The sequence below is a fragment of the Lunatimonas lonarensis genome, assembly GCF_000390185.1.
GTDB lineage: Bacteria > Bacteroidota > Bacteroidia > Cytophagales > Cyclobacteriaceae > Lunatimonas > Lunatimonas lonarensis.
This window is the reverse complement of the sequence record NZ_AQHR01000110.1, coordinates 121,246-143,753: the sequence shown is the minus strand read 5'-3', so window position 1 is coordinate 143,753 and position 22,508 is coordinate 121,246. Positions and strand designations below refer to the sequence as shown.

Genomic DNA, 22,508 nt, shown 5'->3' with positions numbered 1-22,508 from the left:
AAATCTACGAAATTTATAAACGAAAAAGAGGCAGTAAAGGCTTACCTATTCCGAAATTGAACTGCCTCTACTGTCTCTTCTAACCAAAATGAAGTACGGATTTACGCATTTTGCGGCTCTTCGCACCATTAAAATGGCAAATCATCCATTTCATCATCCATACCCGTATCGGGTACGGCCGGCATCGCCCGCTTTTCCATTGCTGGAGCCGAAGCACCGCCGGAATCGCCATCAGAGGAGCCCTGCCTCGTTCCTAGCATGGTGAAGCTGATCACCCTGATCTTTGTCTTTTTGCGGTTGTTGCCCTGCTCATCCTGCCAGGTGTCTGTTTTGATTTTACCCTCTACGTAGATTTGGCTTCCTTTTCTGAGGTATTGCTCTGCTACTTTGGCCTGTGCATCCCAGAGCTCCAAATCATGCCACTCGGTGTTATCCACCCGGTTACCACTTCGGTCTTTGTAACTCTCAGTAGTGGCCAACGTCAAGTTTGCTACCACACTGCCGCTTTCCAAATGTCTCACCTCGGGATCCTTTCCCAAGTTCCCAACTAAAATAACTTTGTTTACTCCTGCCATAGTTTTCTTGGTTTAACGGTTTACGAAAAATTTAAATTATCAATAAAATGGAACGATTAATAGCTGTTTCTGTACGGTCATTTAGAAAACCCATATGCCCTTCCTACGGAAGAACCATTCCCATGCGCATTTCATCTTTAAATTTATTAAATTATTTCTGTTCATTCAAATACCCGAGGATCAGTTTTGGTTTTCCCAATTCACCCAAGGTTCGATGATCTATCATCTGATACCCTTTCCCTTCGCACCACAGGGAAAGTTCGGATGCGAAACGCGGCGGAACCACAACCTCCACAAAATCAGCCATTATACGCTGATGACTGAGGATATGCTTTCTGGGCGGCTCCTGAGGCAGTAGAACAATAGGGTCAAGCCTGCCCAGCTCTTTTAGCAGAGGACTTTGATCCACGTCAGGCCGTTCATCCAGCTCGCTCTCTTCAAGCGGAAAGTCAACGAGCCCTCGCCAAATATCGTTCCCGCGCCGCTGATTGATCACCACCTCGTCGCCACAGGTAACATAAAAATAGTGGAAATACCTATCCCTTACTTTGGTACGGCCCAGCTTCACCGGCAGCTCGCCAACCGCCTTATTAGCAAAGGCAAAACAGGTGGATACCAGGGGACAACTGCCGCAGTCCGGCTGCTGCGGCGTACACTGCAATGAACCAAACTCCATGATCGCCTGATTGTAAATATCAGGCTGCTCCTTGGACAAAACCTCAGCGGCCAGCTTTTCAAAATCACGCTTTCCCTGTCCACTGCCGATATCCGAATAGACTCCAAAATACCGGGACAACACCCGATACACATTTCCGTCCAAGACCGCCTTGGGTTCCAGAAAGGCAAATGAGGCGATGGCAGCAGCCGTGTAGGGTCCTACCCCTTTAAGTTTCAACAGCCCTTCGTAGGATTGGGGGAACTTTCCATTCCTTTCACGCACGATCTCCTTTGCACAGGCATGAAGGTTACGGGCCCGGCTATAATACCCAAGTCCCTGCCAACAACGAAGTACCTCTCCCTCCGCCGCCGCTGCGAGATCGAAGATGGTTGGAAAGCGCTGAAGGAACAGCTCGAAATAGGGCAACCCCTGAACCACGCGAGTCTGCTGTAGGATAATTTCAGAAAGCCAAATGATGTAGGGATCTCTGGTATACCGCCACGGAAGATCCCGCTTATGATCCGGATACCAGGCAAGCAGTTGATTTGTAAAGCGACTGATAATCAATTTTTTGGGGTTTTAGTTGAAGGCGAAATCTTCTACAAAACAAACTAATTTTAACCAATATATTTTTTAATTAGGTTGGAAGGTGTAAATTTGCACTCCCAAAAATAGTTGGTTAATAGGCAATTAAGCCTTGTTTAAGCAAACATAAATTTTAACACAGTGACTAAAGCAGAGGTAATCACAAAGATTTCGGAGAAGACCGGCATTCAGAAGGACGACGTTACTCAAACCGTTGAAGCATTCTTCAAAGTAGTAAAGGACTCCATGGCAGAGGGAGAAAACATTTATGTCAGAGGATTTGGCAGCTTTATCAATAAGAAGAGAGCAAAGAAAATCGCCAGAAATATCTCCAAAAACACTGCTATCGTTATTGATGAACATTATGTTCCCGCTTTTAAGCCTTCAAAAACGTTTATTGACAAGATCAAAAACAGCAAGAAGGTAAAAGAACTTGCTCCCCAAGATTAATCTGAGGACTTTTCTTTTTTGAGACCATGAAAAAATCCCAGATCATCTTCCTGCTATTCGGTATCGTGCTTATCGTGGTGTTGTACTCGCTGCCTATGGTAGTTGTAGACAATCAGGGTGAGGGCGCCATCGAAGAGGAAGCTGATCTGGGAAATTCATTTAATCCCGACAACCAACACAATGCTTCCCTCACCCCAGAAGCCCAATCGTTGATCGATAAGCTGAAGGGCGAAATGGAAATAGAAGAGGATAAGGAAAAATTCGCTATCTTTGCGGATTCGACAGGAGCAATCTATGCAGAACGGGGCAAACTGGACAGTGCGGCTTATTTTTATGGGCTTGCGGCGGACAATTCGCCAACGCTGGAAAAGATAGAGAAAGCAGGTAGCGCATTTTACGAAGCGTTTACCTACTCAATGGATGAAGCCAAAACAGCGGCTTTGGCCGGGAAAACGAGGGCATACTTAAATAAGGTGTTGGAGTCCAAACCCGAACGGTTGGATTTGAAAACCAAGGTCGCCATGACCTATGTTTCCACTTCCAATCCGATGCAGGGGATCACCATGTTACGTGATATATTGGAGCAAGATCCCACTAACGAGTCAGCCCTTTTTAACATGGGGATCTTATCGATGCAATCCGGGCAGTATAAACGGGCGGCAGAGCGATTTGAAGACTTGGTCAGGCACCATCCCGGAAATGTTCAGGGTCAGTTTTACCTTGGTGTGAGTTATTTTGAATCAGATCAAAAAAACAAAGCCAAAAAACAGCTGGAAGCCCTAAAGGAATTGACCGACGACGATCAGATTCTTGCAGCCGTCGCCAATTACCTCGAGCGAATGTAATTAAACGTATTGTAAACCAATAAACAGTTAGACTATGCCTTGCGGTAAGAAAAGAAAAAGACATAAGATCGCTACGCACAAGCGGAAGAAGAGACTCAGAAAAAACAGACACAAGAAGAAGTAATCGCTTCTTCTTTTTGAATTACACACAAATAAGTTCTTTAACATTTTAAACAAAGGAGACACGATTTGAGCACGGAATTAGTAATTGATTCTTCTCAAAACGGTAGTCGCATAGCCCTTTTAAAAAACAAAAACTTGGTGGAACTCCACGTGGAATCGGAGGACAGCAAGTTTAAGGTTGGAGATATCTATTTAGGATCTGTCAAAAAAATCGTCAACGGGCTCAACGCAGCCTTTATTGACGTTGGCTACGAGAAGGACGCCTTCCTGCATTATCAGGATCTAGGCCCAAATATCAACAGCCTAAACAAACTTATCAAACAGGTCAAAAACAATGGCTACTCCGGCCAAAATCTAAAAGGGTTTGAAAAAGCACCTGAAATTGACAAACTGGGAAAGATCTCGCAGGTATTGTCGAAAAACAACCAAGTGTTGGTTCAGGTGGTAAAAGAGCCTATTTCTACGAAAGGCCCCCGACTATCCTGTGAGCTCTCCTTTGCCGGAAGATTTCTGGTATTGGTACCTTTTACCGACTCAGTGAGTGTTTCGAAAAAGATTCGAAGTGCCGAAGAGCGTAAGAGGCTTTCCCGTCTCATCACTTCCATCAAGCCCGCCAATTTCGGTGTAATCATCCGAACCGTAGCAGAAGGGCAATCGGTCACCGAGCTGGACAAAGATCTAAGAAGCTTGGTACAGACCTGGGAAGATGGAATGAAGAAACTGGCCAAAGCCAAAACCAGAGACAAGGTAATAGGAGAAATGGGTATGGCGTCCTCGATCATCCGGGACCTACTCAACGAATCATTTGATGCAATCACCGTAGAAGAAGAAGAGGTATACGACCAAATTAAAGGCTATATCCGATCCATTGCCCCAGAGAAAGAAAAAATTGTAAAGCTTTACAACGGAAAAGCTAAGCTCTTTGAAAGTTTTGGTATTGAAAAACAAATTAAAAGCCTGTTTGGACAGGCTGTAAGTCTACCGCAGGGTGGGTATCTCATTATCGAGCATACAGAGGCCCTACACGTAGTAGATGTAAACAGTGGCAATAAATCCAATCAGGAAAGTGACCAGGAAAACACCGCATTGAAAACCAATTTGGTGGCCGCGAAGGAAATCGCACGACAATTACGCCTACGTGATATGGGTGGCATCATCGTGATCGACTTCATTGACATGAAGAAAGCCGACAACAAGCGGGCGATCTACGAGGCCATGAAAGAGGAGATGAAAAGTGACCGGTCTAAGAATACCGTACTGCCACTTAGCAAGTTTGGTCTGATGCAGATCACAAGGCAGCGGGTACGACCGGAAATGAACATTATCACCAAAGAAACCTGTCCATCATGTAATGGAACAGGCAAAATCCAAGCTTCCATTTTAGTAGCGGATAAATTGGAAAAAGACCTGGATCACATCGCTGTAAACCAAAACACGTCAAGAATCAAAATTGGGCTGCATCCTTATTTGCATGCCTACTTTACCCAAGGAATCATATCCCGAAGGGTGAAATGGTTTTTTAAATACTTCAAATGGGTTCAATTGATCAGAGACTCTTCCCTACCAGTGACGGAGTATCGTTTCCTGAATGACGCGGGAGATACCATTGAAATCTCAGTAATAAATGAAAACAGCGAGTCTGAATAGACTCGCTGTTTTTTTATTTTTTGATAATCCGCAGAATTTGCGAGGATGTAGCAGTAGTCAACTGTAAGAAATAAAGCCCAGCCGGGTAGCCCGCCATGTTTATCGTCGGCATTTGCGGATCTAAATCTAGTTCAACCAGTAATTGGCCATTCGGCGTGATCAGTTTTCCAGATGTACCTCGTAAAACTCCTTCCAAATATAATTTACCTTCTACTGGATTCGGATATGCGTAAATCTTTTCTACTGGCTCCAATGGAATGGAAGACACAAGAAAATCCAATTGTTCTAATTTCATAGATTTAAACCACAAACTGGTTTCTTTTTGCCCCAAATCCAATACCATACGGGCATTAACATCATCCGCCGATAGCATTTTAAAAATATACGCAAATTCCCTTTCTGTTTCCGAAACTTGAAAACCCTGATATCCGGAGTATGCACGATACGGAGATAAGCTCTCACCCATATAGTGGGTGAGGGTGGTAGGTGCCTGTGCTTGTGCGGTAAAGGATACACGGTATAGTTTTCCCTGCTTTAGATCAAAACCGTGTCGGCTAAGCTGCGAATGCCAATTTTCGTTTCCTCCTTGAGTGATCCGAACCCTTAGGCCATTTGATTCAGTCAACAATGTGCCAGCCGCACCCTGTTGATTAATCAAATTCCAGCCATCGCTTCCCGTAGCAAAATTACTCAAATATAGGGTGGAAGGATAGGCATTCCGCGGTTCATCCAAGGGATCATGTAAAAGCGCGCTGACCAACCGATCCTTAAATGTATCAGTAGATGGATCATAGATTCCAAATCCTGCACTCCACTCCCAATATGCCCAACTGTACCCTACGCTATCGAAATACCTGGACAGGAAATTGGTCCAACGAACTCGTGATTCCATATCTGCCTTCCCGTACGCGCCGAATTCTCCCATGTGAATCGGAATATTTTCTCTTTTAGAAAAGTCGGCAACAGATTCTAATTCCTGAACCAGCGCCTCGCGTTCATATACTAAATCGTGCCAGGCGGTTCCAAGCCATTCATCCGTATGTTCTCCCACCCACTCTGCTCCCTGATGGGTAAAGGTAAAAGGACTATAAAAATGAACGGTAACGATAATATTGGAATCCTTTGGAGGATCGAGATGGGCTATTCCACTAACTCCTCCAAATTCGGAGGTACCCATAAGCACCCCGCGGGTCGGGTTCGTCTGCCTAATAACGGTCAGGGCGTCTGCAAAAAAAACATTCCAAAGCCTGGGAGTCAAGGCAGCATGGGGTTCGTTTAAAACTTCAAAAAGGAGGGTTTCAGGATACGACTCAAAGTGAGCGGCAATCTGAGCCCATTGGGCGAGAAACTTCTCCTTCTCGTCAACAGGTGACACAAACAGCGCATCATGGTGGTGCATGTTTATGATAACCATCAACCCATTCGCAAGAGCCATATCCACTACTTCTTGGATACGGTTCAAAAACGTGGGATTTATCATATAAGGAGCCGCCTGTCCGGTTCGTGAAGGCGTATCCCAGCGGATGGGGATCCTTACATGGTCAAATCCCAAGCCGGCAATTTTAGAAAAGTAGTCATCCCGGAAAGAATTGCCCCAAGCACCTTCCTCTGGTGCTTCGAACATGTTACCGATATTCACCCCTCTCCCCAATCGCTGGTTCAACAGGTGAATTGAAGATTGCTGGGCAAATAGACCCCCAGTATAAAAAAACAAAAGGACTAACAGTTTTTTCACACCATAATGTACGGAATTTAATCAATTAATCCTTTCTGTTTAACCAATGAATGGTGCCCATCCAAAAAATCATGGAACAAGCAGCATATACCTATTCGAAGGTAAAGACAACCTTCACACGGTCCGAAATAGTCTGCTCCTCCACCTGTAGCGTAGGGCCTACCCGATCATCGGCTGCCTTCATCATCATGGCCTCTGCCCTGTACATAATGGGCGGAAACGTGGTTCCAGTGGTATAGTCCACCTGATGCACCCTGAACTCAGTGATACCCATGGTCTCCGCAATAACACGTGCCTGCCGCTTGGCATCCTCCAACGCCAGCTTAAGCAACTCCTCCTCATATCCCTTTCGCTTTACTTCCGAAACGCGAAACTGCAGCTGAAAGCTTAGGTTCTCCGCCTGCTGCACCGCCTCTATCGCCTTTACCAAGTCCGTTCCCGTATCAGAAACCACTACCCTCAACTGCTGTGAGGCAACGTATCCGCTGTCCTTGGCAGTCCCTTTGGTGTAAACCCGATTTACGTTCACATAGTAATTGTCCGCCGTAAAGGTATATGCCTTCGCTCCGGACTTTTTCAATGCATCACTTACCGTTTTGGACTTCCTGTTCAACGCATTCGTCACCTCGGAAGTAGTCATAGCGACCTCTGTAAGCGTAAGCACCAGCACCGCTTCGTCAGGCAATGCCTTCAATTCACTCTTTCCCTCCACCATCAAATGCTGAGCATATCCCATCCCTGAGCATGCCAGCAGAATCAAAACAATCAGGTTTTTCTTCATATATCTAAACGTGTTTTTCAGTGGTCAAATCTAACCCTACCAAGAATGGAATTAGTGGATAGCAAATTATAAGCCAACTATTTCGTTATAGATTCTTTAAGACCACCTCCTCCAATACCAAGCCTTGGGCAGGTGCTTTGGGGCAAAAGGGACTATAAACCGGATCGGTGAGTGCCGCACGAAGCGCATTTATACTGAGCTCCCCCCTGCCTACCATAAGCAGTGCTGCGGCCATCCGACGAACTTGGTGCATCAAAAAACCGTTTCCCTCTACCCTAAACACATAGGTACTGACTACCGGCCAAAGACTCTCCCCCGCAGCACTGCACAGCTCAACGGAGTAGATCTCACGTACGAAGTCTTCTATCTGTTTGGAGTGGGTGCAGAACCTTCTGAAGTCGTGCCTTCCTAAAAAGCAGGCAGATGCCTCCCACATCCGCTCCAAATCTACCTGTGCTCCCCCATAGGCCAAGGACGCACTCTGAAAGGGATGGGGCTTGGGGCCAATGGAAAAATAGTACCCATACCTTTTTTTGACGACATCCTGGATCACGTTAAAGTTTCTGTCTACACGTACCGCTCCCAATAATCGGATATCAGTAGGTAGGTGCTCATTGACTGTTTGAATAAGCAAACTTATCTCGGGTTCTTCTCTTAAGTAGATCACAAAGGCACCGTTAAGGCAGGAAACCCCACTATCTGTACGACTCGATCCCAAAACCGTGAAGTCTTCATGTTCCAGCACGTACCGAAAAACCCTTTCCAATGTCCCCTGAACGGTCTTAACTCCTTTTTGAACCTGCCAGCCGTGGTAGCGGAGGCCCAGATACTGAATACGGATCAGATAAGAGAATGGACGAGTCTGCATGGAGCAAAACTAGGCATTATCAACGGATATGTCCAAACCGCGGAAAATTTCCCTCTGCAGGATGACCGACAACTTTACGGTACAGAATCACTGCCCCTACGAAGACGGCACCAAGTTTGATAGCTTAATGCAAAAAAGTCTCCCATTTCAACGGGTGAGATGGGAGACTTTTGCTAGGTTAAGGCCGAATGATGGTTCCGTCAAATTTTCGGACAGTCCAATTGGAACGTGTATGCATGGGGTATTTGGCAGCCAACTTCTCATCGATGTCTACACCCAATCCGGGCACTTCGTTGACGTACATATACCCATCCTTCATGGTAGGCGAACCCGGAAATATCTCCCTAGCCACATCGGTAATACGTGCAGCCTCCTGAATCCCAAAATTCCAAACGGCAAAATCGATGTGTGCATTGGCAGCATGGCCTACCGGTGACACATCTCCCGGGCCGTGCCACGCCGTTCGTATGCCATAGAACTCTCCCAGTCTGGCCACTTTCATTGCAGGGCTGATTCCACCGATTTGGGAAATATGGATGCGGATATAGTCGAAGAGGCGATTCACCATGGGTTCTTTGAACTCATTGATGTTGTTAAACAACTCACCCATGGAAAGCGGCACGGAGGTGGCATTGCGCAACTCTTTAAACCACTCCATCTGCTCAGGAGAAAAAGGGTCTTCAATAAAGAAAGGATGATAGGGTTCTGTGCTTTTTACCACCCGAATCGCATCGATGGGATCCAGCCGCTCATGGATATCGTGCAACAATTCCACCTCTTCACCGCATTGCTTGCGTACGGTTTCAAATAGTTTGGGTACGGAACGGATGTATCTACCCTGATCCATGTATTGATCCGAATCCCTTCCAAATCCAGCTTTTTTAAAATCCGGCTCTTGGGTGAGACCGGTCCCTCCATATCCACCCTGCTGAATACGGACATAACGATAACCTTCCTCCATAAAACGGGTCACATTATCGGCAACTTCCTCCGGGGTGCTTCCACTCGCGTGGGTGTAGCAGGGGATGGCAAAGCGGCATTTTCCCCCCAGCAATTGGTACACCGGCATATTGGCCCGCTTTCCTTTGATGTCCCAAAGTGCTTGGTCCAATCCACTGATGGCGTTATTCAATACGGGGCCGTTTCTCCAATAGGAACTTACAAAGGCCGCCTGCCACATGTCCTCAATATTGTCCACGTCTTTGCCTACGCAAAAGTCTTGCAGGTACTTTTCGATGGCAGTGATTACCGCAAACGCCCGCTGGGTAAAGGTGGCACAGCCAAGCCCGTACAAGCCCGGCTCGGAGGTCTCAACCTTTACCACAATGAGGTTGGAGCCGCTGGGTGCTGTTCCTATTGCCTTCACGTTGGTAATCTTGAGAGGAGGTAAACCTCGCAGGTAGCTTGGAGTTTCTTTCTCCTCCTTAGCCTGCGCTTCCTGACTGGAGAAGAGCCCTAGCATGCCAGCCATTGACCCCAGACCCAATCCCTTCAATAATTTTCTTCTGTTGTGTTGTTTAGAGGTATTCATTCGTTATGGATTTTTTGGTTTATTGTAATAAAAACATGGGCATGGAAAAGATAACGTAAGTTGACGAAAAGACCAAAGGGTTATTGTCCTCACCAATCTACTACAGACCCGTCAAATGGATGATAGGTTTCCGGGTTTTTCCAATCGTGGCCGATTTTATCCTGTAGGGCGTCCTCATCCAGTTCAACGCCTAACCCTGGGCCCCTTGGGATCAACACACTGCCGTCGGATTGCAGCTTAAAGGGGTTTTTAAGGTATCCTTCACCGAGCGACACCTGCTCCTGGACCAGGAAGTTGGGAATACTCGCCGCAAGGTGAAGCCCACAGGCTAGGGAGATTGGCCCCATGGGGTTGTGGGGAGCGATGGCGGCGTAATAGGCTTCCGCCATACCCGCGATCAAGCGACATTCTGTGAGTCCTCCTGCATGGCAGATATCCGGTTGGAGTATGCTGGCCGCTCCCTTTTCCAAGATCTCCCGAAATCCCCATTTCGTAAAAATTCGCTCCCCAGTGGCAATGGGCAGGTGGGTACCACGGGCTATATCGACCATCACATCGACATTCTGGGCCTGGCAGGGTTCCTCGACGAACATGGGCTGGTACGGCTCCAGTTCCCTGATCAACAGTTTGGCAGTCTGTGGAGAGATGGCTCCATGAAAGTCTATGCCTATATCCATTTCAGGTCCGCCAGCTTCACGTAGCGACGCAAAGTTGTCCACAGCATACCGAATAAACGCCGGGTTCTCTACAATTCCTGCAGGCTGCCGCTTGGCGACACCGGTTTTTATTACGGTGTAACCTTCCGCTTTGCGCTTCTTCATATCTTCCGCGTTGCTGGCACGTCCATAGATACGTACCCGGTCCCGGGTAGGGCCTCCAAAAAGCTCATATACGGGCACACCCAGCAGCTTACCTTTGATGTCCCATAGGGCCTGATCTATTCCACTCAGGGCGGACGTCAGAATGGGGCCACCCCGATAAAACGCATGCCGGTAGATGGCCTGCCAGTGGTGAACTACTTGCCGCGGATCCTTACCGATCAGATACGGCTCTATTTCCTGGATGGCCGTTTGTATCGTCAACGCCCTCCCCTCCAACAGCGGTTCACCAAGGCCTACCACACCTGCGTCCGTGTGGATTTTCAAGAAAATCCAGCGGGGTTTCACTAGAAACGTCTCCAAGCGGGTGATCTTCACCTCCCCATACTTGGTACCTGTAGGAGTCGGGGTCTCTGCATAAGACGAAAGGGGCAATAGCAGGCCGGTACCCGCAAGACCCAAGACAGACTGAATGGCTGCGCGGCGGGAGGACTGAAGGGTGGGTTTTGATTTTTTGGGACTCTGGTCATTCTTTCTCATATAGGATGGGTTTTCGTTTTCTTACCAATTGTGCACAGAACCATCCGGTGCCAACAGAAACGGATGGGGAAATTTGGTGTTTTCCGTAATCTCAAACTGGAAATCGGCCTTGACAGGATCAAACTGTACTCCCAATCCGGGTTCAGGATTTAGGTACAACTTACCTTCCCGAAAAATCATATAATCCGGATTGAAATAGGCTGGGTACTCCGGCTCACCACCGGCAAGTTCCATCATACACCGGGTAGGACTGGATGATCCCAACACATGTACCAACGCTGCAGAAGACAGGGGGCCCGTAAAATGGGGAATGATACCTACATAGTGTGTTTCGGCAATGGCCAGGATCTTTTTCAATTCACCAATGCCTCCCGTATTGGGGAGGGTAACCCGACTGTAGTCTATCAGGTGGTTTTCAATCAGCACATTGGTATCCCACCGATCCCCAAATTGCTCGCCCACCGCGATCGGCACCTTGGTCATGCGTCGTATGGTGCGATACACCTCGGGATTTTCTGACCGTATGATGTCCTCCACAAAGTATGGCTCCAGTTTCTCCAAGGCATCACAAATCTTGATAGCCTCCGGGGTATCAAAACGGGTGTGAAGATCCACCGCCCAATTGCCATTTCCGCCCACTGCGCTATCCAACCGTTGGCACATCTCGATGGTCTTTTTGCTGTGTTCATAAAAGTCGAACCGCTCCTCGCCATTGCCACCCGTAGGACCAATGCGGTAGCAGCGCAGGCCTGCCGCTAGGCAATCCAAGGCTCGACCCTCCATGGTGGTCGCCTTGGAATTTCTGAATCCCGTTGCATAGCACTCTACAAAATCCCTTGTTTTACCGCCAAGCAGATCATAAACCGGAACGCCAAGTGCCTTGCCTTTTAGATCCCACAAGGCCATCTCTATTGCTCCCAACGCGTGGAGCTTTTCCCTGCCTGGCGGATAAAACATGGATCGGTAGCAATGCTGCCAGATATGCTCTATTCGAAATGGATCCTCTCCGATGATCATTTCGGCCACTTGGCGGATCATATCGTTACTTCCTCCCTCACCTATACCGATAAGGCCTGAATCCGTCTCAACTTCCACGATCCCCCGGGCCTGGTTAAACAAGGGCTTGTTGTAACCCGGTGCCGCGTAGTAGCGGATCTTCCGGATTTTGAGGTCGAACGCATCAAAAGCCTTCGCTGAGGATACAACTCCCGACGCTAAAGCAGCCGTACCCATAGCCCCCAATTTAATAAATTTTCTTCTTTGCATAGCTATACGGATTAAAATGAATAATCGAAACCAAATGAATTACACCCTTAATATTCCTTTTTTTAAAGTATAAAACAACTAATATTTTGCCGGCTTATTGCATTAAAAAATGGAATGCATTATCGTCCGTCAATGATGCGTTGCAGACCGAATCGACACTATGGCATCCGTCCATGAAAAAACTTGACCCATGGGATATATAACAAGAAGGAACCGAAGCTTTACGCCGCGGTTCCTTTATTGAAAGTCATCACCACAAAAAATTCAGGGGGTAACCAAACGTTGAGACGCCATTGCCAAAAGGCAATCAATTTGGAATCATTCCATGGGGGTCGATCACAAATTTTTTGGCAGCGCCACCATCGAAGTCCTTGTACCCCTGAACGGATTGCTGCAATGAAATTATCTGCACGTTCACAGCTTTGGCTATTTGTACCTTATCATAAAGAATGGCATTCATCAACTGACGATGGTACTTCATCACAGGGCACTGACCGGTGTGAAAACTGTGGGATTTGGCCCAGCCAAGACCCAAACGAATACTTAGACTACCGATTTTCGCTGCTTCATCCACCGCCCCGGGATCACCGGTGACATAAAGGCCGGGTATCCCTATACTACCGCCGGCTCGAGTGATATCCATCACCGAATTCAATACCGTGGCGGGCATTTCGCGACCTGCATCTGCACCATGCCCCCGAGCTTCAAAACCCACACAGTCCACTGCACAATCTACCTCCGGTACGCCCACGATCTGGGCTATTGCCTCATCCAGCGGAGTTTCCTGCCGAAGGTCAATGGTCTCGCAGCCAAAGCTACGTGCCTGCTCCAAACGCTCGGGTATCATATCACCAACGATCACCACCGCCGCACCCAGCAGGTGACAGGAAGCCGCACAGGCCAGACCTACCGGACCGGCACCTGCCACATAAACTATCGTTCCCGGACCCACTCCGGCAGTCACCGCACCATGAAATCCGGTAGGGAAGATATCGGAGAGTAAGGTAAGGTCGCGGATCTTTTCCATCGCCTGGTCGGCATCCGGGAATCTCAAGAGATTGAAATCCGCATACGGAACCATTACATATTCCGCCTGACCGCCTACCCATCCGCCCATATCGACGTAGCCATAGGCCGCTCCTGGACGAGCTGGGTTCACATTCAGACAGATGCCTGTTTTGCCTTCCTTACAGTTGCGGCAGCGCCCACAGGCGATGTTAAAGGGTACCGATACCAGATCGCCCACTTTGATGAATTCCACATCACGGCCCGCCTCGATGACCAGCCCGGTAATTTCATGACCGAGGATCAGGCCTTCAGGTGCCGTCGTTCTGCCCCTGACCATATGCTGATCACTACCGCAAATATTGGTGGAAACAATTTTGAGGATGACGCCATGGTCACATTTTCGATTGCCTAGGGCGAGTTTGGGATAATCAATCTCCCGTACCTCCACTTCGCCGGGACGTACGTAAGCCACTCCGTGATTTTTACACATTTTTAATTGGGTTTAATGAACTGACATTGGAAAAAACCGATTGATGAAAACAACTGAACCACAACCGGAATTATTTGTAAAAGCTAGAAAAAAAGAGGTGCAACTCCGTGGCAATCAGTTCTAAAATTGAAAAAATGGGAAAAAACGAACAAAAACAAGGATAACTGGTACCGAAATAAAAAAAACCTACCCAACAGCTTCGCTTAATCGGGTAGGTTTTTTTACGAAAATGGCTAACCTAATGCTTCGATTAGGATTCCAACCAAGAGGCAACCTCCTCCTTGGTAGGATTGGGTACCTCCAACTTTAGTTTCTTTCTTCTGCCACAAACGTCGTTAAACAACTTGTTCACATCCTGAGTCCTCAGCTGTTCGATTGTGTGGATATTTAAATCCCTCAGGGCTGGGATCAACGCGGCGCTAACCCCCAATGCCATAAAATCCTCGTCACTGGCTATCTTAACTTTCTTTTCAGGTTTCATCTGCGGGAAGAAAAGTACTTCCTGTATGGTATGCTTGTTGGTCAACAACATACACAGTCTGTCAATACCTATACCTAAACCGGAAGTAGGCGGCATTCCGTATTCCAGGGAACGCAGGAAGTCCTCATCCATCGCCATTGCCTCGTCATCTCCCCTTTCGGCCAGTTTCAGTTGATCCTCAAAGCGCTCCCGCTGATCAATGGGATCATTCAATTCCGTGTAAGCATTCGCTATTTCCTTGCCATTTACGAAAAGCTCAAAACGCTCCACCAATCCTGGCTTTTCACGGTGCTTTTTCGCGAGGGGTGTCATCTCTATGGGATAATCGGTGATATAGGTAGGCTGAATCAAGTGCTGCTCTACCTTTTCGCTAAAAATCTCATCGATGAGCTTGCCTTTGCCCATACTCTCCTCCACTTCTATGCCAAACTGCTGGCAAACTGCCCTTAACCCCATCTCATCCATCTCACTGACATCTACCCCGGCATATTCCAGAATGGATTCAAACATGGTCAGACGCCGATAGGGTCCGCCAAACTCGATCAGATGCTCCCCTACTTGAACCTGTGTGGTACCAAGAACAGATTCGGCTATTTTACCCAGCAAATCCTCCACCATGTCCATCATCCAGTGGTAGTCCTTGTAGGCTACGTAGATCTCCATGGAAGTGAACTCGGGATTATGCGTCCGATCCATCCCCTCATTACGGAACATCTTTCCAATCTCATATACCCCGTCAAAGCCCCCCACAATGAGGCGCTTCAGGTAAAGCTCATTGGCAATACGCAAGAACAGGGGGATATCCAACGCATTATGATGCGTTTCAAACGGCTTGGCGGCAGCACCTCCATGTACCTGCTGTAAAATGGGTGTCTCCACTTCCAACCATCCCCTATCGTCAAAATACCTCCGCATCGACGAAATCACCCGTGAACGGGTAATAAAGGTCTGCTTAACCTCCGGGTTCACCACCAGATCAACATAGCGCTGTCTATACCTGAGTTCGGGATCCGTAAAACCATCGTACACATTTCCCTCATCATCCCGCTTCACGACCGGAAGTGGCTTAATGGACTTGGAAAGCAAGGTAAGCTCCGTTACGTGGAGAGAAATCTCTCCTGTTTGGGTGGTAAAAATATATCCCTTGACACCTACAAAGTCCCCAATTCCCAGCAACTTTTTGAAAACAGTATTGTAAAAGCTCTTATCCTCACCGGGACAAAGGTCATCCCGCCGGAGATAGATCTGCAATCTTCCGGTCGAATCCTGAATTTCTCCAAAAGAAGCTGAACCCATGATACGACGGGTCATCAAACGCCCTGCTATGCTGATATTCTTATAATCATTCTTACGGTTTTCGTAGTTCTGATGAATATCTGCGGCGGTCACGTTTACGGGAAACGAAATAGCAGGATAGGGATCTATTCCCATCTGCATCAGGGCTTCGCGATCCTTACGGCGTTCAATCTCCTGTTCACTCAATAATTGCATATGCTTGTTTTAGTTTTTTCCAATGGCTGGGAATGCCGATTGCTTCCTTTGCTTTCTTCTTACCAGTTCCTTTTTTATTTGGGTGTATTCCCTACTGCTTTGACCCGCAATACCCGAGTTTTCCTCGACCCTTCGGCTGAGATAGGGGAGCACCTCACCCACCGGCCCATAGGGAAGGTATTTAGCCGTATTAAAACCGGCGCTAGCCAAATTAAACGAAATAGCATCGCTCATTCCGTATAACTGGGCTGCATACACCCTGGGATCACTTCGTTTCATTCCGTGCAGATCTACCAGCTCGCTTAGCACTAAGTTACTCAATTCATTATGCGTTCCACTCACGAGAAAGATGCGCTGCTTGTTGTTGATACAAAACTGCAAGGCCCTGTCGTAATCACGGTCAGTAGCCGCCTTGTCAGGTTGGATGGGCGAAGGATAGCCCATCGCTTTGGCTCGTTCCCGCTCCTTTTCCATGTAGGCTCCCCGGACCAACTTGGCCCCCAGAAAATACCCTTTGGCTACTGCATCGTGGTGCGCATCTTTTAAGCGTCTGAGCATATCGTGCCGGTAAAGCTGAAACGTATTGTAGACAATGGCCGTCTCCCGATTGTAGGTAGCCATGGCCGCCTGTACCCACGAATCAATCACGTCCTGGAACCAGCTTTCTTCCCCATCCACCATGATTCTGACTCCCGCAGACGCTGCTGATTCGAAAATCTCGTTGATCCTACGCTGCGCTCGTGCCAATGCTTCCTTTTCCTCCTCATCCAACATCACACCCGCCTGAACTTTTGTCAATACGTCCACATTGGCGATGCCGGAAACTTTAAATACAGCAAAGGGAAGTTTGGGGTTGTTCTTTCCCTCACGAATAGTTAAGATTACCTGTTCCTTGGTTCGTTCAAAACTGGGTATGTCCTTCTTTCCCTCCACTGAGTAATCCAATATGGTACCCACTCCAAATCGGTCAAGCTCCTCAATTTTAGGTCTACAGGAAGGGATATCTTCCCCTCCACAGAACTGCTCAAAAACAGTACTTTTGATCAAGCCATTGATGGGTAGCCTCCACTTTAGGCCCCAGTTGGCAAGTCGGATGCCCGTGTGAAGCAGGAACGGATAGTGCATCATCTTAAACAGAACCCGCATCCGGCGTAAGGCTGAGTCCGACTTATGCGCAAAGGCTACCGCGGTGTTTTCAAAAGAAACGTTGGGTTTAGTCTCCATCCTCAATTTTCAAGCTGCAAATATACCAAAAAAACAGGTATGCACAGGCTTTTGTTTGCTCATTTTAGCTTTGCTACCATCCGCACTAAATTTGCTTTTTTCAGAAATACACCCTAATATTAATAGCCTATAAACGTTGATCTACGCCAATCATTTGCCCTATGCTTCCATTTACCAATAAAACCCAAGCAATCAGCTGTATAAAGCAAATACTCCCTCTGGGGATCCTAGCCGTTGCCCTATTGATTTCCTGCAAATCTGAGGAGCCGTCCGTGTCCGTTGAACAATGGGGTGTCTTTGAACTGGAGCTTGTCGGACCAGATGCTGGAAACCCATACCTAGAGATAGATTTTTATGCCGAGTTTACTTCGGAAGAAGGTCAACGATTGCAGGTTCCTGGGTTTTATGACGGGGAAGGGGTTTACCGCCTTCGGTTTTCGCCCCCGACCCAAGGAATCTGGCACTACAAAACCCAAAGCCAAATAAGTACATTGGACGGGAATATAGGCAGTATACGGGCAATACCACCCACCGGAACCAACCATGGCCCGCTACGTATTGTTAATACCTTCTACCTTCAGTATGCCGATGGCACGCCTTACTACGGCATAGGCACTACTGCCTATCAGTGGACCAGCGTAAAACAATCGATTCAGGAGAAAACATTGGAAACCCTTTCTGATTCGCCCTTCAACAAGATCAGAATGTGTTTGTTTCCCAAACATTATCAATACGGCAACGAAACCGAACCTTGGGCCTATCCCTTTCAACGGAATGGAGATGCCAATGACTTTACACAGCCTAACTTTGCCTTTTTTCAGAATCTTGATAAACGGGTTCACCAACTTATGGATATGGGCATTCAAGCGGATGTGATTCTTTTTCACCCCTATGACCGCTGGGGCTATGCCTTCATGGGCAATGAAATGAACGAAAAATATGTTCGCTACCTAATGGCGCGCCTGTCTGCCTACCGAAATGTTTGGTGGTCTCTTGCCAATGAATGGGACATTCCCTCTATCAAGGAGACGATAGACTGGCGAGGAATCGGAGAGATGCTGCAGCGCGAGGATCCCCATCAGCGTTTTCGTGGCATTCACAATTGGTACAGCTCTGAGGATCATTTTTACGATCATACCGAGGACTGGATCACGCACGTGTGTACCCAGACGTATGAGTTTTGGAACGCCATCCGCTGGCGGGATAGGTATCAAAAGCCCCTCCTTTTTGACGAAATGAGGTACGAAGGCAATGTACCAAGCGGTTGGGGCAATCTGAGCGGAGAAGAAATGACGGCCTATTTCTGGATGGCAGGGCTTAGTGGAGGATATCCCACCCACGGCGACACCTTCAGAAATGATTCGGATGAGGAAACCGAAGTAAGGTGGTGGGCAAAGGGAGGCACGCTGATGGGAACCAGTCCAGACCGAATCGCCTTTTTCCGGGAAATCATGGAGGAATTGCCCGTTCATGAGATGTCTCCGGTTTTCATCGCCTCTGAGGATCCCAAAAGCCTCATGAAGAACCAGCACCTGTTTGAAAAGCCGGGAGAGGTATACATGCTTTACACCGGATCGGAGGGGCAGACGCTTTCAGTAAACCTTTCCGGTAGCGGATCCTATCTCCTTCAGGTGATTGATACCTGGGGCATGGAGATAGTAGAGGAGCGAACTGTGACCTCAGGTGAGTTTTCCTTTACCACCCAGAAGCCCTACACGGCGCTATTACTGAAAAGAGCAGATTGAAGGCTTCCCCATTAGGGCCTTTTTTCCTGGTACTTTAAATACCCTATATGTCATGTATTCTGAAAGAAACAGGTTAAATCAAAAACCAACGCATCTTGGTTTTTAAGACTATGGATAGGCCACCGATTAGAATGGTCGTCAAGAATTCCAGGGAAGAGCGAGACACCTAGTACGTCCCTTTTCGGATCCTGCCCTGAAAATAGGCATCCGCTACAAACATAATTGTGAGCAATATGAGTAGCAAGGGAAACAACGCAGCGGGTACAGCAAACAGGCCCAGCAGCAGGTTTAGGGTTAACAGGACAACACAGGTAATCAACAAATAATAGGAGACAGTGAAGATTCGGAAAGCTTTCATAGTAGTCTGCCGAAGAACGTTGCAAAATGGATCAAAGACATATAATAGTGCAAAAATATCAGTCACCACTGAAAAAAAATTTCAGTGGGGGGAAAAGTTTCAAAGATTTTTATTGCCCGATGAGCTTCAATATATTTGTTTCGAACCTTGGGTATTCGACATGAAAACGCTTCATCTTTTGAGAATAGCCTTTGGCGTTATAGCCTTGGTAGCACTATTCCTCGGCATTGTTTGGCAGGACGTTCGCTTACTCCCAAGCTGCTTGTCATTTCTCGCCTGTACCTTTATGGTGCATTAGGGGATTAAAGCCCGACACGGCAAAATCCCTAGCTAAGCTTATGTACTGCGAAAGAAATCGCTTGGGACCCTCTTGGAGGGGGTCACAGAAGGTTCTTTTCAATCTAAATCAACTGCCCTACAAACCATTATACCAGACTGGGACTTATTTCCCATCAGATAATCCTGCAGTGGTTTTTCCGAGATCTCCACCTCCCTGGAGTTAAGGCTCGCATGCATCAGGTGGATACGGCCGCCCTTTTCCAGGGCAAAGCCCACATGTACCACATCCAGATTGGGGATGGTGGTGGTGATGGCAATCATGTCCCCGGATTTGATCTGGCTTTCGTACCGGTGTATGTCGGATTTGGGAATATAGAAATAACTACGCGAACCTATTGCCTGTTCTGCTTTGGCCAGCGCTTCCACGTAGTCCAGCCGGCTTAGCTGGGCGTATAATTTGGGTTTGGAGGACATAAAGGTGGGTTTGTTTTCGTAGGGTTGTCCCCCGATGGACTGGGTGATGTCCTTCACTAGACCCTTTTGCTCGTTCTGGTAGATCCAGTCGGTAAAATAATGCAGACGCGAGGGGTATTCTCCCAGTATTCCATCCCGATAGCGGATACGTTCAAGTTCCTTTTCATAGGACACCATACCCAGGTTGCCCTGTTTAGCCACGCGGGCCAAAGCGAGTACCGTTTCCAGATACGTAGTACAGTCCAGGCCGATCAGGTTCACCACCAAACGTTCCGCGCCGGGCAGTTCCAAGGTTTTTTCCACATAGGGTGTGCCCATAAACCAACTTCCAATCTCCACCAACAGCTCATTCATGCTTTTGTTCGGCATCGTATTTTCATCCAAACGCTCCATTAACAATTCCAGCCGCTCTCGGCTTTCGAGTGTGCACACTGTCTGTGTCTGTGCGGGAACAGCAAATACTAGGAGGAAGAAAATAATCGATAAAACGCGAATTATTTGCATGGTTCTAGTTGCCTCGTTTTAGCATGATGTAGTCGGTCGCCACCGGCTGTAGACCACTTTCCCGAAAGAGGGTGGCGATCTGTCCCCGATGGTAGGTGGAGTGGTTTACGATATGGAAAAGAATATCTGCTATTTGGTTTTCAAACGCTTTCCCACTCGAATTGGTATAGCTCACACTACTTTCGAGGTCCATGGTTTCCAAAAGAGTAATCGTAAAGGCATAATTGTCCCTGTCTTTCTGTGACTCCCCATCCAACTCCCGCCGCGCCCACACGCCAAATGGCTGCTGAACAGGATTTATCCGGGAATTCCAAATTTGATGGGCATTGACGATATGATTAAACAGCCCAAATGCCTTGTCCGGAAGTGCATCCCGATGCGCCAACATGGCGGTTAACACTAGCTGATTGGCTTTGTGCGTGTAATAAAATCGGTCTTTGAACATGGATTCCATTTTAGCCACATTTTTTAGTAGCCGTCTTGTATAGTGCTGTTATCACTACGCCCTGAGTGCGGCACTTCGCGTAATTGAAACCCAATATATTAATCTTTCCTTGTATCTTTAAACCTATCTTCGACTTCATTTTTGCCAGCTTACTGAGATTGAGCCGGCTACCTTGAACCAACAAAATCTATGGCAAAAGTAAAAACGACTTTTTTCTGTCAAAACTGTGGCGCACAAAGTCCCAAATGGCTTGGAAAATGCCCATCCTGTGGGCAGTGGAATACCTACGTGGAGGAAATCGTCCAAAAGGAAGAAACCGGCCGGGGCACCTGGAAGACGGGACAGGCTGCTACCAAAAAGGCCGCAGTGCCCCGGAAGCTACAGGATATTCGGTTTGAGGAACAGCCCCGCCTAGTGACCGGAGATACGGAGCTGGATCGGGTGTTGGGATCGGGCATTGTGCCTGGTTCCCTGATTTTGATCGGCGGGGAGCCAGGTATCGGCAAGTCCACACTGCTGCTGCAGATTGCCCTGATGCTAAATCAAATTAAGGTATTGTATGTTTCGGGCGAGGAAAGCGAGATGCAGATAAAAATGCGTGCAGAGCGAATGGAAGCCCATTCGGACAATTGTTATCTCTTAGCGGAAACCAATACCCAGCAGATCTTCCAGCAGGTGGAGGCGCTAAACCCAGACCTGCTGATCATCGACTCCATACAGACCCTGCACAGCCAGCACGTGGAATCCGCCGCCGGTTCGGTAAGCCAAGTACGGGAATGTACTGCTGAGATCATGAAGTTTGCAAAAGAAACCGGTACGCCTGTATTTCTGATTGGCCATATCACCAAGGACGGCACCATCGCAGGGCCAAAAGTACTAGAACACATGGTGGATACGGTGTTGCAGTTTGAAGGAGACCGGCACCTGAGCTACCGCATACTGCGCACCTCCAAAAACCGCTTTGGTTCCACCAATGAGCTGGGTATCTACGAGATGCATGCGGATGGCCTGCGCACCGTGACCAACCCCTCGGAGATCCTGATGACCCAGCGGGAAGAACAGTCAAACGGTGTGGCCATTGGGGCCATGCTGGAAGGAAACCGTCCCTTGCTTATTGAAATCCAGTCACTCGTCAGTCCGGCCACCTACGGCACCCCCCAACGTAGCTCCACGGGGCACGATGCCAAGCGGCTCAATATGCTGCTGGCCGTATTGGAAAAACGGGGCGGCATGCGCTTGGGCCAACAGGATGTGTTTCTCAACATTGCCGGAGGTCTTCGGGTAGACGACCCCGGCTTGGACCTGGCCGTTTGCGCTTCGTTGATATCCTCCTACGAGGATACTCCCGTAGATCCTTCCATATGCTTTGCAGGTGAGGTAGGGTTGGGGGGAGAGATCCGTGCCATCAACCGGGTAGAAAGCCGCATCGCTGAGGCTGCCAAGCTGGGATTTAAAAAGATCATGGTATCCAAATACGCCATCAAAGGCCTTAGTGCCACCAAATACGATATAGAGGTTATTCCGCTAACGAAACTGGACGAAATGTACGCTAAGCTGTTTTCCTAGATCAGTCGCCAACGATCCAAT

General features: G+C 47.9%; 19 protein-coding genes. 5 read left to right on the top strand and 14 right to left on the bottom strand.

The genetic code is table 11. The features are described from left to right. Positions 1 to 128: 128 nt before the first annotated feature. Positions 129 to 575: a single-stranded DNA-binding protein gene (locus tag ADIS_RS19880; protein WP_010856509.1), complete on the bottom strand. Its 447-nt coding sequence runs from the start codon at positions 573 to 575 to the stop codon at positions 129 to 131. Positions 576 to 726: 151 nt separating this feature from the next. After that, positions 727 to 1,800 carry an A/G-specific adenine glycosylase gene (gene mutY, locus ADIS_RS19875; RefSeq protein WP_010856508.1) on the bottom strand — a complete coding sequence of 358 codons (1,074 nt, stop codon included), beginning with the start codon at positions 1,798 to 1,800 and terminating at the stop codon, positions 727 to 729. 159 nt (positions 1,801 to 1,959) lie between these two features. Between mutY and ADIS_RS19870 the strand changes: the two genes are divergently transcribed. From ADIS_RS19870 to ADIS_RS19860, 3 genes are all read left to right on the top strand, one after another. Further along, positions 1,960 to 2,268, top strand: coding sequence for an HU family DNA-binding protein (locus ADIS_RS19870; RefSeq protein WP_035807102.1), 309 nt, complete (start codon positions 1,960 to 1,962; stop codon positions 2,266 to 2,268). A 26-nt stretch (positions 2,269 to 2,294) separates the two neighbouring features. Next, entirely contained in the window at positions 2,295 to 3,113 is an 819-nt protein-coding gene (locus tag ADIS_RS19865) for a tetratricopeptide repeat protein (RefSeq protein WP_010856506.1), read from the top strand. A gap of 189 nt (positions 3,114 to 3,302) precedes the next feature. Further along, positions 3,303 to 4,883, top strand: a complete 1,581-nt coding sequence (locus ADIS_RS19860; protein WP_035807100.1) for an Rne/Rng family ribonuclease — start codon at positions 3,303 to 3,305, stop codon at positions 4,881 to 4,883. Positions 4,884 to 4,896: 13 nt separating this feature from the next. Here ADIS_RS19860 and ADIS_RS22490 read toward each other — a convergent pair whose 3' ends face one another. The 9 genes from ADIS_RS22490 to ADIS_RS19815 form a co-directional block, all read right to left on the bottom strand. Continuing rightward, positions 4,897 to 6,618 carry a cellulase family glycosylhydrolase gene (locus ADIS_RS22490; protein ID WP_155907637.1) on the bottom strand — a complete coding sequence of 574 codons (1,722 nt, stop codon included), beginning with the start codon at positions 6,616 to 6,618 and terminating at the stop codon, positions 4,897 to 4,899. 91 nt (positions 6,619 to 6,709) lie between these two features. Continuing rightward, positions 6,710 to 7,399, bottom strand: a complete 690-nt coding sequence (locus ADIS_RS19850) for an SIMPL domain-containing protein (protein WP_010856503.1) — start codon at positions 7,397 to 7,399, stop codon at positions 6,710 to 6,712. An 85-nt stretch (positions 7,400 to 7,484) separates the two neighbouring features. Next, positions 7,485 to 8,267 carry a tRNA pseudouridine(38-40) synthase TruA gene (truA, locus tag ADIS_RS19845; RefSeq protein WP_010856502.1) on the bottom strand — a complete coding sequence of 261 codons (783 nt, stop codon included), beginning with the start codon at positions 8,265 to 8,267 and terminating at the stop codon, positions 7,485 to 7,487. A gap of 178 nt (positions 8,268 to 8,445) precedes the next feature. Further along, positions 8,446 to 9,798 (bottom strand): enolase C-terminal domain-like protein, encoded by a 1,353-nt coding sequence (locus ADIS_RS19840; RefSeq protein WP_035807099.1) that lies wholly within the window; start codon positions 9,796 to 9,798, stop codon positions 8,446 to 8,448. 89 nt (positions 9,799 to 9,887) lie between these two features. Continuing rightward, on the bottom strand, positions 9,888 to 11,156 hold the full coding sequence (gene dgoD / locus ADIS_RS19835) for a galactonate dehydratase (protein ID WP_010856500.1): 1,269 nt from the start codon (positions 11,154 to 11,156) through the stop codon (positions 9,888 to 9,890). 21 nt (positions 11,157 to 11,177) lie between these two features. Continuing rightward, entirely contained in the window at positions 11,178 to 12,422 is a 1,245-nt protein-coding gene (locus tag ADIS_RS19830; RefSeq protein WP_035807098.1) for a mandelate racemase/muconate lactonizing enzyme family protein, read from the bottom strand. A gap of 307 nt (positions 12,423 to 12,729) precedes the next feature. Beyond that, a complete protein-coding gene (gene fdhA, locus ADIS_RS19825; protein ID WP_010856498.1) occupies positions 12,730 to 13,920 on the bottom strand; it encodes a formaldehyde dehydrogenase, glutathione-independent in 1,191 nt (396 codons plus the stop codon). A gap of 250 nt (positions 13,921 to 14,170) precedes the next feature. Beyond that, the gene (gene lysS / locus ADIS_RS19820; protein ID WP_010856497.1) at positions 14,171 to 15,892 is read right to left on the bottom strand and encodes a lysine--tRNA ligase; all 1,722 of its coding nucleotides are present in this window, start codon (positions 15,890 to 15,892) and stop codon (positions 14,171 to 14,173) included. A gap of 9 nt (positions 15,893 to 15,901) precedes the next feature. After that, positions 15,902 to 17,116: a proline dehydrogenase family protein gene (locus ADIS_RS19815; RefSeq protein WP_035807097.1), complete on the bottom strand. Its 1,215-nt coding sequence runs from the start codon at positions 17,114 to 17,116 to the stop codon at positions 15,902 to 15,904. A 161-nt stretch (positions 17,117 to 17,277) separates the two neighbouring features. Between ADIS_RS19815 and ADIS_RS19810 the strand changes: the two genes are divergently transcribed. Next, positions 17,278 to 18,861, top strand: coding sequence for a DUF5060 domain-containing protein (locus ADIS_RS19810; RefSeq protein WP_010856494.1), 1,584 nt, complete (start codon positions 17,278 to 17,280; stop codon positions 18,859 to 18,861). A gap of 166 nt (positions 18,862 to 19,027) precedes the next feature. Here ADIS_RS19810 and ADIS_RS19805 read toward each other — a convergent pair whose 3' ends face one another. The 3 genes from ADIS_RS19805 to ADIS_RS19795 all read right to left on the bottom strand — a co-directional run bounded on the left by ADIS_RS19805 (position 19,028) and on the right by ADIS_RS19795 (position 20,930). Continuing rightward, a complete protein-coding gene (locus tag ADIS_RS19805; protein ID WP_010856493.1) occupies positions 19,028 to 19,219 on the bottom strand; it encodes a hypothetical protein in 192 nt (63 codons plus the stop codon). 396 nt (positions 19,220 to 19,615) lie between these two features. After that, the gene (locus tag ADIS_RS19800; protein ID WP_155907635.1) at positions 19,616 to 20,476 is read right to left on the bottom strand and encodes an N-acetylmuramoyl-L-alanine amidase-like domain-containing protein; all 861 of its coding nucleotides are present in this window, start codon (positions 20,474 to 20,476) and stop codon (positions 19,616 to 19,618) included. Positions 20,477 to 20,480: 4 nt separating this feature from the next. Next, complete coding sequence (locus ADIS_RS19795) at positions 20,481 to 20,930, bottom strand: DinB family protein (RefSeq protein ID WP_010856490.1); 450 nt, start codon at positions 20,928 to 20,930, stop codon at positions 20,481 to 20,483. Positions 20,931 to 21,110: 180 nt separating this feature from the next. Here ADIS_RS19795 and radA point away from each other — a divergent pair, with 180 nt between their 5' ends. Beyond that, on the top strand, positions 21,111 to 22,487 hold the full coding sequence (gene radA / locus ADIS_RS19790; protein WP_010856489.1) for a DNA repair protein RadA: 1,377 nt from the start codon (positions 21,111 to 21,113) through the stop codon (positions 22,485 to 22,487). Positions 22,488 to 22,508: the final 21 nt, after the last annotated feature.

Coding starts and splice junctions, on each gene's coding strand:
- truA (WP_010856502.1), bottom strand. CDS start 8,267: ATGCAGACTCGTCCATTCTCTTATCTGATCCGTATTCAGTATCTGGGC.
- ADIS_RS19810 (WP_010856494.1), top strand. CDS start 17,278: ATGCTTCCATTTACCAATAAAACCCAAGCAATCAGCTGTATAAAGCAA.
- ADIS_RS19865 (WP_010856506.1), top strand. CDS start 2,295: ATGAAAAAATCCCAGATCATCTTCCTGCTATTCGGTATCGTGCTTATC.
- ADIS_RS19880 (WP_010856509.1), bottom strand. CDS start 575: ATGGCAGGAGTAAACAAAGTTATTTTAGTTGGGAACTTGGGAAAGGAT.
- fdhA (WP_010856498.1), bottom strand. CDS start 13,920: ATGTGTAAAAATCACGGAGTGGCTTACGTACGTCCCGGCGAAGTGGAG.
- ADIS_RS19850 (WP_010856503.1), bottom strand. CDS start 7,399: ATGAAGAAAAACCTGATTGTTTTGATTCTGCTGGCATGCTCAGGGATG.
- ADIS_RS19800 (WP_155907635.1), bottom strand. CDS start 20,476: ATGCAAATAATTCGCGTTTTATCGATTATTTTCTTCCTCCTAGTATTT.
- ADIS_RS19840 (WP_035807099.1), bottom strand. CDS start 9,798: ATGAATACCTCTAAACAACACAACAGAAGAAAATTATTGAAGGGATTG.
- dgoD (WP_010856500.1), bottom strand. CDS start 11,156: ATGAGAAAGAATGACCAGAGTCCCAAAAAATCAAAACCCACCCTTCAG.
- ADIS_RS19795 (WP_010856490.1), bottom strand. CDS start 20,930: ATGGAATCCATGTTCAAAGACCGATTTTATTACACGCACAAAGCCAAT.
- lysS (WP_010856497.1), bottom strand. CDS start 15,892: ATGCAATTATTGAGTGAACAGGAGATTGAACGCCGTAAGGATCGCGAA.
- ADIS_RS19815 (WP_035807097.1), bottom strand. CDS start 17,116: ATGGAGACTAAACCCAACGTTTCTTTTGAAAACACCGCGGTAGCCTTT.
- radA (WP_010856489.1), top strand. CDS start 21,111: ATGGCAAAAGTAAAAACGACTTTTTTCTGTCAAAACTGTGGCGCACAA.
- ADIS_RS19805 (WP_010856493.1), bottom strand. CDS start 19,219: ATGAAAGCTTTCCGAATCTTCACTGTCTCCTATTATTTGTTGATTACC.
- ADIS_RS19830 (WP_035807098.1), bottom strand. CDS start 12,422: ATGCAAAGAAGAAAATTTATTAAATTGGGGGCTATGGGTACGGCTGCT.